The sequence below is a fragment of the Thalassotalea sp. PLHSN55 genome, from assembly GCF_052030545.1.
Lineage (GTDB): Bacteria > Pseudomonadota > Gammaproteobacteria > Enterobacterales > Alteromonadaceae > CANMXU01.
In genome coordinates this window covers 77,844-91,835 of sequence record NZ_JBPDIH010000006.1, presented here as the reverse complement: position 1 = coordinate 91,835, position 13,992 = coordinate 77,844, and the positions used below count along the sequence as shown (strand labels likewise).

The 13,992-nt window shown below is 41.0% G+C and carries 11 protein-coding genes; 7 read left to right on the top strand and 4 right to left on the bottom strand.

The annotated features are described in order from the left end of the window. Positions 1 to 258 precede the first annotated feature (258 nt). From ACRRSQ_RS12950 to ACRRSQ_RS12925, 6 genes are all read left to right on the top strand, one after another. Positions 259 to 2,256, top strand: coding sequence for a heme lyase CcmF/NrfE family subunit (locus tag ACRRSQ_RS12950; protein WP_440876174.1), 1,998 nt, complete (start codon positions 259 to 261; stop codon positions 2,254 to 2,256). 3 nt (positions 2,257 to 2,259) lie between these two features. After that, a complete protein-coding gene (locus tag ACRRSQ_RS12945) occupies positions 2,260 to 2,814 on the top strand; it encodes a DsbE family thiol:disulfide interchange protein (protein ID WP_440876173.1) in 555 nt (184 codons plus the stop codon). Between the two features lie 2 nt (positions 2,815 to 2,816). Next, positions 2,817 to 3,281 (top strand): cytochrome c-type biogenesis protein, encoded by a 465-nt coding sequence (locus ACRRSQ_RS12940; protein ID WP_440876172.1) that lies wholly within the window; start codon positions 2,817 to 2,819, stop codon positions 3,279 to 3,281. A 5-nt stretch (positions 3,282 to 3,286) separates the two neighbouring features. Next, complete coding sequence (gene ccmI / locus ACRRSQ_RS12935; protein WP_440876171.1) at positions 3,287 to 4,552, top strand: c-type cytochrome biogenesis protein CcmI; 1,266 nt, start codon at positions 3,287 to 3,289, stop codon at positions 4,550 to 4,552. An 87-nt stretch (positions 4,553 to 4,639) separates the two neighbouring features. After that, a complete protein-coding gene (hemH, locus tag ACRRSQ_RS12930) occupies positions 4,640 to 5,671 on the top strand; it encodes a ferrochelatase (RefSeq protein WP_440876170.1) in 1,032 nt (343 codons plus the stop codon). Between the two features lie 254 nt (positions 5,672 to 5,925). Further along, entirely contained in the window at positions 5,926 to 6,780 is an 855-nt protein-coding gene (locus ACRRSQ_RS12925; protein WP_440876169.1) for a hypothetical protein, read from the top strand. 312 nt (positions 6,781 to 7,092) lie between these two features. On the opposite strand, the gene ACRRSQ_RS12920 is transcribed toward ACRRSQ_RS12925, so the two are convergent. The 4 genes from ACRRSQ_RS12920 to pepA form a co-directional block, all read right to left on the bottom strand. Next, entirely contained in the window at positions 7,093 to 7,302 is a 210-nt protein-coding gene (locus ACRRSQ_RS12920) for a cold-shock protein (RefSeq protein WP_440876168.1), read from the bottom strand. A gap of 247 nt (positions 7,303 to 7,549) precedes the next feature. Further along, positions 7,550 to 10,405: a valine--tRNA ligase gene (locus ACRRSQ_RS12915; protein ID WP_440876167.1), complete on the bottom strand. Its 2,856-nt coding sequence runs from the start codon at positions 10,403 to 10,405 to the stop codon at positions 7,550 to 7,552. Positions 10,406 to 10,426: 21 nt separating this feature from the next. Beyond that, on the bottom strand, positions 10,427 to 10,882 hold the full coding sequence (locus ACRRSQ_RS12910; protein WP_440876166.1) for a DNA polymerase III subunit chi: 456 nt from the start codon (positions 10,880 to 10,882) through the stop codon (positions 10,427 to 10,429). Between the two features lie 35 nt (positions 10,883 to 10,917). Then, positions 10,918 to 12,426 carry a leucyl aminopeptidase gene (gene pepA, locus ACRRSQ_RS12905; protein WP_440876165.1) on the bottom strand — a complete coding sequence of 503 codons (1,509 nt, stop codon included), beginning with the start codon at positions 12,424 to 12,426 and terminating at the stop codon, positions 10,918 to 10,920. A gap of 438 nt (positions 12,427 to 12,864) precedes the next feature. Between pepA and lptF the strand changes: the two genes are divergently transcribed. Continuing rightward, positions 12,865 to 13,992 (top strand): LPS export ABC transporter permease LptF, encoded by a 1,128-nt coding sequence (lptF, locus tag ACRRSQ_RS12900; protein WP_440876164.1) that lies wholly within the window; start codon positions 12,865 to 12,867, stop codon positions 13,990 to 13,992.

The following is a 13,992-nucleotide window of genomic DNA, read 5'->3' as shown; positions in this document are numbered from 1 at the left end:
CGTACTACAAACAATCTTAATATCATACTATTCGACTCGGATATTAATCGTTACAAATTATTCACGGCATTAACCGTGAAAAAATTCGCCAGTTAGTGATAGAATTGCTGCGAAATTTTAAACGATAGTACATTATTTCAAGTTTTTAATTGATAAATTTTCAAAAAACTTCATTTTTAAACAGCCACTTGAAGTGCTAGTCAAACTATAAAAAATCTTTTTAGCTTGCCAGAGTCAAGCGAAAGATCGGAGAGTACAATGATACCTGAGTTAGGGCATTTTGCCCTTATTGTTGCAATGGCGTTTGCTATTTGTTTGAGTATTATCCCGATGATGGGGGTAGTTAGTCGAAATAAAAAGTTGTTAACTTACGCTAAACCATTAACTTTTGGCATGTTCGCCTTCACTGCCATCAGTATCATCATTCTTGCTTACAGTTTTGTAGTTGACGACTTCTCGGTTAAATATATTGCCAGTCACTCCAATACCCAATTACCTTATTATTTCAAAATTAGTGCTGTATGGGGTGGACATGAAGGTTCCTTACTGTTGTGGGTATTTTCATTAACAGCCTGGACGATGGCGGTAGCTAAGTTCAGCAAGGGCATTGATGAAGGCTTTATTGCACGAGTACTTGCTGTACTTGGCATGGTTGCCGTAGGTTTTATGGCATTTACCTTGTTAACGTCAAACCCTTTCGAACGTCTTTTACCTAATTTCCCAATGGAAGGGCGTGACTTAAACCCATTATTACAAGATGTTGGTTTGATTGTGCATCCGCCATTACTTTATTTAGGTTATGTAGGTTTTGCTGTGGCTTTTGCTTTTGCTATTGCAGCGCTGATGTGTGGCAAGATGGATGCTGCATGGGCGAGATGGTCTCGTCCTTGGACTGTCGCTGCTTGGGTATTTTTAACCTTAGGCATCGCACTAGGCAGCTGGTGGGCATATTATGAACTTGGCTGGGGCGGCTGGTGGTTCTGGGATCCGGTAGAAAATGCCTCATTTATGCCTTGGCTTGTGGGTACGGCATTAATACATTCGTTAGCGGTAACTGAAAAACGTGGTGCCTTTAGAAACTGGACGGTATTACTGGCAATATTTGCCTTTAGCTTAAGTTTATTAGGTACTTTCTTAGTGCGCTCTGGGGTTATTACGTCAGTGCATTCATTTGCTGCAGATCCTAGTCGCGGTATGTTCATCTTATTACTATTAGGTATTGCCGTTGGTGGTTCGTTAACCCTGTATGCTTTTAGAGCATCGAATGTTAGTAATTTTAGTCGTTTTGCCTTATATTCTCGCGAAACGGCGTTATTGCTGTGTAACATTATTTTAGTGGTTGCTTGTGTTACGGTACTACTGGGCACACTTTACCCATTATTAGTCGATGCGTTAGGCATGGGCAAAATCTCAGTGGGTCCTCCGTATTTTAATGCAGTGTTTGTCCCCATCATGAGTATATTGTTTGTCATTATGGGCATAGGGCCATTGATCCGCTGGAAGAAGGCCAAATCAGGCGAGCTTCGTAAGCAATTGAGCTTTGTATCAATCGCCAGTGTTGTTTTTGGTTTAGCTTTCCCATTTTTATACCATGGTGAATTTAACTTACTAGTGAGTATGGGCATGACGCTCGCTTGTTGGGTAGCACTTGTTGTGCTTAAAGATATTTTCAATCAAATGAAACAAGCCAATGGCAGCCTTTCTTTTGCTAAAATTTCTCGCAGTCAAATTGGCATGACGTTAGCGCATATGGGCATTGCCGTAACGATTGTTGGTGTCACTATTGTTTCAACTTATGAACTTGAAATAAACGTTAAAATGAGCCAAGGCGAGCAAATTAACGTTGAAGGTTATGATATTCGTTTTGATGGCATCAAACAGGTAAAAGGCCCTAACTACAATGCGCAGCAAGGTCAGTTACATGTTTCACAAGACGGTGACTTTGTTGCCTTGTTAAAACCAGAGCGAAGAGCGTATTTAGTGCAAACTATGGGCATGACAGAAGCAGGCATCGACCCTGGTTTGTTCCGTGATATTTATGTGGCGCTTGGTGACCCATTACCTAATGATGCTTGGGCGATTCGTGTTCATTATAAACCTTTTGTTCGTTGGATTTGGCTAGGCGCTATTTTCATGGGCTTAGGTGGTTTAATTGCGATGTTAGATAAACGCTATCGTCGTCGCAAAACCGCTCAACAAGCGCAGGCGGCAAAACAAGCACAACCTCAAACAAATAACTTGGCTGAGAGTCATTAAACTATGAATAAAATTATTCGCTTTTTACCACTTATTTTATTTGTTGCACTTGCTGTGGTGCTTTATCGTGGTTTATTTCTTAATCCGCAAGCGATGCCGTCAGCAATGATCGGTAAGCCGTTGCCGGAGTTTTCTTTAACACCCGTTAAAGATGCCAGCGCAACGGTGACGCAAAATGATATTGTCGGCAATGGTGGTATTGCACTGATTAATGTTTGGGGAACTTGGTGTCCTTCGTGTCGTTTTGAACACCCTTATTTACTTGATTTAGCTAAGAGTAATCGCTTTAAGCTTTACGGTTTAAATTATGATGATGAAAGAGAATTAGCGCATAAATGGCTTGATGAATTAGGTGACCCTTATGTATTTTCTGCATTTGACGACACCGGAAAATTAACAGTTAACTTAGGCGTTTATGCAGCACCTGAAACTTTTGTTGTCGACCATCATGGCATTATTCGTAAGCGTTTTGCTGGGCCGATTGATGCACGAGTGTGGAACAAAGAATTTGAACCACTCATATCAGCCATTGAAGCTGAAATAGCGCAAGGGAAATAATCATGCAGTTGTTACGAATTTTAGTGATCGCTTTTTTAAGTGTGTTTGCCTGCTCTGTAATGGCAAGCCCTGTGGAGACTTACACCTTTAAAGATGAAGTCTCGCAAAAACGCTATAACTCGCTCGTTAAAGAGTTGCGCTGTCCAAAATGTCAGAATCAAAACTTAGCCGATTCAAACTCGCAAATTGCGGTTGATTTACGCCAAGAAGTCTATGAAATGGTGGAGCAAGGCAAAGCTGACTCTGAAATTGTTAATTTTATGGTCGACCGTTATGGTGAGTTTGTTTTATACCGCCCTAAAGTGTCGAGCTTAACTTATGTGCTTTGGTTTGGCCCTGTCGTTTTTCTGATTGGAGGCCTTATTATTGTGGTAGCAATGTTACGCCGCAAACCAAAAGCGCAAGAACAAGCATCTTTATCGTCAGAACAGCAAGATAAACTTAATCAAATATTAAAAGATAAATAACCCTTATGATCGAATTAATTATAACAATCGTTGGCTTTTTATTACTGATTTTATTGGTTATTTGGCTACCGTTTTTACGCCAGAGTAGCGGGCAAGCAAGCGATGACGAAAGCAGTGAACAAAACTTTCGAGATGAAACTAACGTTGAACTCTATCATGCTCACAAAGCCGAAATTGAACGTGATTTTGAACAAGGCAGTATTGATGAAGAAAACTATCAATACTTGCTGGAAGAGCTAAACAAAAGCTTATTGCAAGATATCGAAGGCAACAAAAATGCCGCGAAAGAATTCGACGCCCGTCGTAAGCACTTTTCCGTGTTATGGCCAAGCGTTATTACGGTATTTGTTTTAGCATTTAGCTTTGGCTTATACATTAAAAATGGCGCTTATGAAGAGCTTTCACAAGAGCCACAGCAAACGGCAGCCGATGCTCATCAACAACTCGATGAAGGCCAGCAAGCGATTTTGCGTGTACAAGAATTGCAAAAGCAGCTTGATGAAGATCCGGAAAATGCTGATGCATGGTATAGCTTAGGTCAAGGTTTAGTTGGCTTAGGCGACTTTGACAATGCGTTAACTGCTTTTGACCAAGTGATTCGTATTGAAGGTGAACAGGCCGATTTGTTTGGTGCAAAAGCCCAAGCGCTTTATTATAAAAACGAGCAGAAAATCACTAGCGACGTACAGCAATTTATTGATAAGGCTTTATCGCTAGATCCGTTAGATCCTTCAACCAATATTTTATTGGGCATGCATAACTTTATTGATCAGCAATACCAACAAGCGATTGAATATTGGCAGCGCGTGGTTGATTCAGGCCGTCAAACGGTGAATGTTGGTGCACTTAAAGAAGCTATTTTAGAAGCGAAAAACCGCTTATCGTTAACTGGCGATATTCCAGCCGAATCAGCAGTAGGTCCGCAGCTAAGAGTTGATGTGCAATTAACTGAGTCTATTTTGGCTAAGCTAAGTGAAGGCGAAGACAAAGTAGTCTTTATTTATGCAACGCCAACTGATGGTTCAAGAATGCCAGTGGCAGCACTTAAAATTAATGCCAGCGATTTGCCAACAACTGTAGTATTAAATGATGCGCGAGCTATGAGCCCACAAGCAAAATTAAGCGATGTTGATAATGTACATTTATATGCCATTATTTCTCAAAAAGGTGGCGCAGGTATTAAACCGGGTGATTTCAAAGCCGAGCAACTAAATATCAGTGTTAACAGTCAAGAAGTGATCACTTTGCTAATTGACCGCGTAGTAGAATAATAAATTAACCCTTTTGTGTTTAAATTGACGAAATATGGTTTTAACCTAGTGGTTAAAACCATATTTTTTTATAAGGTTTAGAACGTTATGTCCCGTTTTTCTGGCGATTTAGCCAATAGCTTAAATAAAGATGCCAAAACTGGTATTTTAATCACTAACCTTGGTACACCTGAGCAGCCGACCACAGCATCGGTACGCCGCTATTTGAAAGAGTTTTTGTCTGACCCTCGTGTGGTAGAAATTCCTCGATTAGTTTGGCTCATTATTTTACATGGCATAATTTTACGCGTTAGGCCGAGTAAATCAGCAAAGCTATATCAAAGTATCTGGACTGAACAAGGTTCACCGTTACTTGCGATTACAGAGCAGCAAAAAGCTAAACTTATTGATGTATTAACAGCACAGCATGGTGAGCGTTTTACTAACAACGTAGTGGTTGATATTGCCATGCGTTACGGCAATCCTTCGATAGAAAATGCCCTTAATAATTTTCAACGCCAAGGGATTAATAATATCGTTGTTATGCCTTTGTATCCACAATATGCTGGGCCAACGACAGGTTCAACTTTTGACGCTATTGCCAAAGTGCTTACGAAGTGGCGCTGGGTGCCGAGTGTCCATTTTATTAGTAGCTACCACGACAATGCACTGTACATTCAAGCGCTAGCGAATAGTGTTTCAGAGTTTATTTCCGCTAACGGCAAGCCTGACAAATTAGTGTTGTCGTACCATGGTATGCCGAAACTGTTTCACCAAGCAGGCGACCCTTACTATGATTATTGTCAGCGCACTACAGATCTGCTTGTTGAGCAGCTAGGTTTAGCCGAAACTGACTATATTCAAACCTTTCAATCGCGTTTTGGTAAAGCTGAATGGCTACAGCCTTATACTGATGAAACGCTGGAAAATTTACCTAAACAAGGCGTGAAAAATATTGCCATTATTAGCCCAGCGTTTTCGGCTGATTGTTTGGAAACCTTAGAAGAGCTCGAAGGTGAAAACCGCGAAGTCTTTATTGAAGCCGGTGGTGAGCAATATCATTATATTCCTGCGTTAAACGATCGCGATGATCATATCAGAGCGATTGCTGATCTTATTCAACCTTATATGCCTCGCTAATCTTTAGTTCTATTGCCGCTAGTAATTTACCTTATTAGCGGTTTTATTTTACTCACATTGCTTGCCAAAATTTTCGATAGGTTATAATACGTTGTTCGACAAAAATAGCGTTTGTGCTTAGCCTTATTGTGATTTCTCTGTTGTAACATAAATGTACAATTTAAAACAGTTATGCGCTAATTATTGTACTTTTGTCCTGTTATATTTTGTAGGTGGATTGATTATTTAGTCACCAAAAATTTTAGGACTTACCTATGAAAAAATTACAATTTTTACCTGCATTAGTGGTTTTATTGTCAGCAAATAGTTTTGCTCAGACAGAAAGTGTTGAAGCAGACTCTGCAAATAAAACACAGCCAGTTCAAGAAAAAGAAATTCAAGACATGTCTGACCCGCTAGCGGTTTATACCAATGCTGGTGCAGGCGCAACTAACCGAGGCCTTAACTTTAAATTTGGTCAGTCTTACAAAACTGATGATCCTAATGTTGTTGGTATGCGTGTATTAGAAATTCAAGGCGCTATGGGTGAAGACTTAGGTTGGGATGAAGCGAGTAGCATTGATAACTCGATTGATTCTTTCCGTTTACGTGACGTTAACGTAAATAAAAAAAATGGGCGTGGTACGCAATTAGACATTAGCTACAATTTAGACGGCAACCATTTAGCGGAGCAAACCGGTAAAGCGTCTTATTCAATTATTCAAGCTTTACCTAAAATCGGCCGAGTTACTTTATACCCACTTGCCGGTGTTGGTATGGATTTTGGTAACAATACATTTGCAGAAGGTTCTACTCCTGCAAACCCTGAAATTGATGTAAATGGTTTCTCTGCTTACGGTGCTTTTGCCATGGTAGGTATGTATTCAAGAATTACCGTTACTGATAAAATTTGGATGAACTACAACCCGTTTTATTTTAAAGGGTTAACAGGTTCTGATAATTATATGAATAATGCCTACGGACCAAACAGTGACACGATATTAACTCACGAAGTGTCTATCGGCTATAAAATTACGCCACGCTTAAACGTACGTTATTTTGCTAACTGGAACGAAAACAACAGCTTTAGTGAAGGCGATCACCGTATCGAGTTTAACTACCAACTATAGTTCACACTTAAGTTAAGCTAATAAAAAAGGAAGGTTTTTGAATAAATCTTCCTTTTTTCGTTTTAATTTTGCCAGTTTTATAATTGTTCATGCCCTAGATTTTTCTTTATCGATTGCTTAATTGGCTTTAACACGACTGTGGTGAACTAAACTAAAAGTCGGCAAGAGGCTTCACATTAGCGGTAATACACGAATTTAAACACCAATGACTGATGTGATGGATGAGTTAGATAAATAGCTGAAAAATGAATGGTGGAAGAAGTAAGTAAAAGGGAAGATTGAGGTGAAGTGGTAACTTCACCTCAAAAAATCTTATAACGCAGTTACGTTTTCAGCTTCAGGACCTTTTTGGCCTTGTTTTACGCTGAAAGAAACGGCTTGGCCGTCTGTTAAAGTGCGGAAACCGTCACCTGTGATTGCACTGAAGTGAACAAAAACGTCTGGACCATTTTCTTGTTCGATGAATCCGAATCCTTTAGATTCGTTAAAAAATTTTACTTTACCAGTAACTGTATCTGACATACCAACATTTCCTGTAGGGCATAATTAATAGAACTCGTCACAATGACGACATTACAAACCAAAGTTGCTGAAATATCAGCCAATGATCTGCTTCGAACAAGATATTAGCATATGTCCCTAGAATAACCAGAAGAAATCTAACAAATTGCGCAAATAAAAAAACCAGCAAGCTAAGAGGTCGTCCAGTTGCTGGTTTATATCATTTTGTCTTATTTATCATGCCCTTTAAAAGGGCAGATAAAATCGCTTAAAGTGCGGCAATTTGCACTTTTTGCTCGACCATTTTCGCTAAGGTTGACTCAGCGTCGGCAAGTTTTGCTTTTTCTTTGTTAATTACCGCTTCTGGCGCTTTGCTAACAAAGTTTTCATTGCCGAGTTTTCCGCGTACACGTGCAACATCTTTTTCAAGCTTTTCAATGGCTTTACTTAAACGAGCAAGTTCTGCGTCTTTATCAATTAAGCCCGCCATTGGGATCAAAATAGAAAGCTCGCCAACTACGGCTGTAGCGGAAGCTGGGCCGTTATCGTCATCGGCTAGTACATCGATGCTTTCTAATTTCGCCAGTGCGCTTAAAAATTGCTGGTTGGCATCTAAACGACGTTGGTCGGTTGCTGATACGTTCTTCAGCAATACCGTTAATGGCTTGCTTGGCGCAATGTCCATTTCACCGCGAATATTACGAATAGCAACGATAAACTGTTTTACCCATTCTAAATCGTCAATCGCTTCTTGGTCACACAGGCTTTGATCAAACTGTGGGAAAGTTTGCAGCATAATGCTGTCGCCATTTTTCGCAAACTGGCTAAGCGGCTGTACACGTTGCCAAATCGTTTCAGTGATAAATGGCATAATAGGGTGCATTAAACGTAATAAGCCTTCTAATACGTTAACTAACGTATGACGCGTACCACGTTGCTGAGCTTCATTACCTTTAAATAAAACGGGCTTGGTTAATTCTAAATACCAATCACAGAACTGGTTCCACGTAAATTCGTACAAGGCTTGTGACGCTAGGTCAAAACGGAACGAGGCAAAAGACTCATGTACAGTTTTCACGGTTTGTTGAAATTGACCGATGATCCAGCGATCAGCCAGTGATAATTCCATATCACCACCGTTTGCGCCGCAGTCTTGCTCTTCGGTATTCATTAATACGTAACGGCTAGCATTCCATAATTTATTACAGAAGTTGCGGTAACCGTCTAAGCGTTTCATGTCCCAGCTAATGTCACGACCGGTAGAAGCAACAGAGGTTAAAGTAAAACGCAGCGCGTCGGTACCGTGGGCTTCAATGCCGTCAGGGTATTCTTTTTTGGTAAGCTTGGTAATTTTTTTCGCCAATTGTGGCTGCATCATATTACCGGTGCGTTTTTCTAGTAAGTCTTCTAGTGAAATGCCGTCGATCATGTCTAATGGATCAACCACATTACCTTTCGACTTACTCATTTTATCGCCATTTTCATCGCGAATAAGGCCGGTAACATACACTTTTTTAAAGGGTACTTGTGGCTTACCGTTTTCATCTTTGATGAAGTGCATGGTCATCATGATCATGCGCGCCACCCAGAAGAAAATAATATCAAAACCGGTCACTAGCACATCGGTAGAATGGAATTTCTTTAAATCTTCCATGTTGTTTGGCCAGCCTAAGGTTGAGAAGGTCCAAAGGGCAGACGAGAACCACGTATCTAATACGTCGTCGTCTTGGCTTAAGCTCACATCAGCGCCAAGGTTATGTTTTTCACGTACTTCTGCTTCACTGCGACCGACATAAACGCCACCGTTTTCGTCGTACCATGCAGGAATGCGATGTCCCCACCAAAGTTGACGTGAAATACACCAGTCTTGAATGTCGCGCATCCACGCGTTGTACATGTTTTCGTATTGTTTTGGCACAAACTCAATGTCGCCATTTTCAACGGCTTCTACCGCAGGTTTAGCCAGTGGCGCGGCACGAACATACCATTGGTCAGTTAATAGTGGTTCGATAATAACGCCAGAGCGGTCGCCATATGGCGCAACTAAGTCGTGATCTTTCACTTCAACCAATAAACCTAATTCGTCAAAGGCTGCAACAATGGCTTTACGGGCAACAAAACGGTCAAGGCCGGCAAACTCACTTGGCAATGTCGTATCGTAAGCATCACTTGGCTCGCCAGTGGTATTGTAAACTTCGGCGGTTGCTAAAATAGCCGCGTTTTTATCTAAAATATTAATCAGTGGCAAGTCGTGACGTTTACCGACTTCGTTATCGTTAAAGTCATGGGCTGGGGTGATTTTCACACAACCTGTGCCTTTTTCCATATCGGCGTGATCGTCGCCAACAATTGGAATTAAACGATTGACCAAAGGTAATAATACGTGCTTGCCGATTAAGTCTTTGTAACGTTCGTCATTCGGGTTAACCGCAACACCGGTATCACCTAACATGGTTTCAGGGCGGGTGGTGGCAACCACTAAATAATCTAAACCTTCGCTGGTGGTTTCACCGTTGGCTAATGGATAGCGAAGGTGCCACATGTGGCCTTTTTTGTCTTTGTTTTCTACTTCTAAGTCAGAAATCGCGGTATGGAATTTTGGATCCCAGTTAACAAGACGCTTACCACGGTAAATTAAATCGTCTTCAAATAAGCGAACAAACACTTCTTGTACCGCTTCTGACATGCCGTCGTCCATGGTGAAACGTTCGCGGCTCCAGTCAATTGAGTTACCTAAACGGCGCATTTGCTTGCCGATGGTGCCGCCTGACTCTTCTTTCCATTGCCATACTTTGTCGATAAAGGCTTCACGGCCATAGTCATGACGTGTTTTATCTTCTTCGGCGGCAATTTTACGCTCAACGACCATTTGGGTAGCGATACCGGCGTGATCGGTACCGGTTTGCCATAAGGTATTTTTACCTTGCATACGTTGGTAACGCGTTAAGGTGTCCATAATGGTTTGTTGAAAGGCGTGCCCCATATGTAGGCTACCCGTTACATTCGGTGGTGGAATTGCAATGCAATAGCCGTCACCTTCGCCTGTTGGGCTAAAGTAACCTTGCTCTTCCCAGCTTTTATAGAGGGATTGTTCAATGTCAGAGGGGTTGAAAGTTTTTTCCATCAGAATTTCCGTTAGAAGTTTTTAACCTGTGCTGCTTTGTTTAACGCTAAGCGTTTTGGTGTCAACGTTAAAACCCCACTGACGACAAGCTTTAAATCTTTCTCTAGCCTGTTGTTTAAGGGTTTCATCTGCGGGTACAAAGTCAATAATGTGTGAAAATTGACTAGCAAAATCTGGTACTGTGCTAGTCAGATTAATAAGTATTGGTCGGCGAGAGGTTGGCGCTTGCCAACTTATTTCAACCGCCGAACCATTTTGAGGGCCTTCGCCTACCAAATTGTGTGGTACAAAACTGTCGGGGTCGAATGCCCACAACAGCTCGTCAATTTGATGAGCGTCAGCCTGATTTTGAGTATAAATATAAACACGTTGATTATTTCGGTAATGATCTGCCGCAACAACGCACGCTTGATGCCAATGCGCATGTTGATCATCTGCCTCATCGGGCATAATGTTAAATATCACCTGTGTTTGCATAAAATCTCAATAACCTATAAGTGAGCTGTGCTTGGCTATTCGCCTTGCTCTTGCCCTGAACGATTTAATAAAAACTGCGTTAACATGCTTACTGGGCGGCCAGTTGAACCTTTATCTTTGCCGCCACTGCGCCATGCTGTACCAGCGATATCTAAGTGGGCCCAATGATATTTCTTGGTAAATTTAGATAAGAAACAACCTGCAGTAATTGTACCTGCCGCTGGGCCGCCAATATTAGTCATATCGGCAAACGGACTTTCCAGTTGTTCTTGATAATCGTCCCATAATGGTAGTCGCCATGCGCGGTCGCCACTTTGCTCAGAAGCATTTAATAGCTCATGCGCTAGTGGGTTATGGTTACTTAATAAACCTGTGGCATGCTTACCTAGTGCCACAACACAGGCACCGGTTAATGTGGCGACATCAACCACTAATTCTGGCTCATAACGCTCTACGTAGGTTAACGCATCACATAAAACTAAACGGCCTTCGGCGTCGGTATTTAATACTTCAACGGTTTGACCAGACATAGTAGTTAACACATCGCCCGGACGATAAGCGTCACTGCTTGGCATGTTTTCACAACCCGCTAATACGCCAATCACGTTAATCGGTAATTGCAACTCAGCTAACGAGTGCATAGCGCCTAATACGCCAGCTGCACCGCCCATATCGTATTTCATTTCGTCCATGCCTGCGCCTGGTTTTAATGAAATACCGCCTGAGTCAAAGGTTAAGCCTTTACCCACTAATACAATAGGGTTTGAATCGTCGTCTACACCTTTATAGTTGATGATGCTCATTAATGATTCATTTTTAGAGCCACGACCAACAGCTAAATATGAACCCATACCTAGCTCTTCCATTTCTGCTTCATTCACTACGCTGGTGGTAATATTTTCGTAGTCGTTTTCTAATATTTTTGCTTGTTCAGCAAGGTAAGCCGGGTTACAAATATTTGGCGGCATGTTAGCCACGTTTTTACAAGTAACGATGCCTTCTGAAATGGCTAAACCATGGGCAATAGCGCGTTCACCAATCGGTAATTCACGGCGAGTTGGCACGTTAAATACCATTTTACGTAATGGGCGACGAGGCTCTTCTTTGCGAGTTTTTAAACTGTTGAAGCTGTACAAACAGTCTTGAGTGGCTTCAATGGCTTGGCGCACTTTCCAATAAGTATCGCGACCTTTTACGTGTAATTCAGACAGGAAACACACCGCTTCCATTGAACCAGTTTCATTTAAGGTATTGATAGTTTTGCTGATGATTTGACGATATTGACGCTCATCTAATTCACGTTCTTTACCGCAACCAACAAGCAATACACGTTCGCTTAAAATGTTAGGTACTTGATGCAATAGCAACATTTGGCCTGACTTACCTTCAAGGTCGCCACGACGTAATAAGTTACTGATATAGCCTTCGCTAATTTCATCAAGTTGTTCAGCTATGGCTGATAGGCGACGTGGTTCAAATACACCAACAACAATACAGGCACTACGTTGCTTTTCGGGACTGCCGCTTTTTACACTGAACTCCATGGACTCTCCTATTTGCTATAAAACTACAAGTACTTGTAAAAAAATGCGCTGATTAGCGTAGTAAAAGCTTGTGTTTATAGTCTAATGTTTTGTTAATTGTATCGAGCTAAAGGCTTTAATTATAGCCGTATTCAACAGCTATACCTACTCTGATAATATTTTATTTTGTTAGTAAAATAACAATTTTACTTAAAATAGCTGTCAATGTCAGAAAAAAACTATGTTTTTAACGACAAATAATGTGATAAGCGTATCGATAATTACACAATTTGTGAAGAAAATATCGTTCAGCTTGCGCATAATATTGAAAAATTTAGGCTTGTGGGCGAAAATAGCAAGCTTTGGCGCCACATAGCAGGTTAAACTGCTACGCTAATAATTAGAAAAACAGATTCGATGGCTACAGCAGCTGTCACTTTTTAAGGTTTTTACCATCTCGTGATTATATTTCGCTATTTATTGAAGGAAGTTGCTAAAACGCAAGTTGCAGTTTTCTTTGTGCTGATGACTATTTTCATCAGTCAAAAGTTTGTAACTGTATTGGGCGATGCGTCTGAAGGCGGAATTCCTGGCCATTTGGTGATGGTATTTATTGGCTTAAAAATTCCTGAACTTGCTGGCATGATGTTGCCATTAAGTTTATTTTTAGGCGTTTTATTGGCTTACGGGCGAATATACGCTGACAGTGAAATGACGGTTTTACATGCTTGCGGTGTCAGTGAATGGTATGTGGTGCGTGTGACTTTAATTCTCAGTTTAGTCACCGCCATTATTACCGGTATTTTTACCTTATATTTAGCGCCAATGTCGGCTGAATATGAAGTGAAAATGAAAGAAGAAATGGCCGCAGACTCAGGCTTAAGCTCAATCGTTGCAGGGCGTTTTCAAAATACCGGTAATGAAAAAGCGGTTGTCTTTGTACAAAATAAAAACCGTGAAGATAACAGCCTAGAAAAAGTGTTTGTTGCGCAACTTCCTAAAAATCGCGATGGTCATCAAGATATTATTAGTGCCAGTATTGTTTATGCAAAAAAAGGCCTAGTAATTGAAGAAGACTCAGGCTCGCAGCGATTGATATTAGAAGATGGTATTCGTTATCAAAGCGATCAAGAAAATGAAGAGTTCCGTTCGGTTGCCTTTGCTAAGTATCATATTGAAATTCAAGAACAAGAAATAAAGCATCGCCGCCGTAAACTGAGCGCGATCTCAACCGAGCAACTTCTTCAAGAAGACTTACCTGAAAATCGAGCCACCATTCAATGGCGCTTATCATTCCCGATTTCTTGTCTTATTCTGACGCTAATTGCGGTGCCATTAAGTGTGGTTAACCCGCGTCAAGGTAAATTTGCCAAAATGCTACCGGCACTTTTATTATTTTTAGGTTACTTCTTGTTATTAACTGCGGTGCGTTCTGGGGTTGAGGGTGAAAAAATTCCAAGTGTGGTCGGCTTATGGCCCATTCACATTTTGGCGCTGTTTTTGGGAACAAGTTTATTGGTTAAAAGTCGAACCAGCGGTATTAAGTTAAAAGCAAAACTGCCTAAATTACCATGGAGTAAAAGTTAA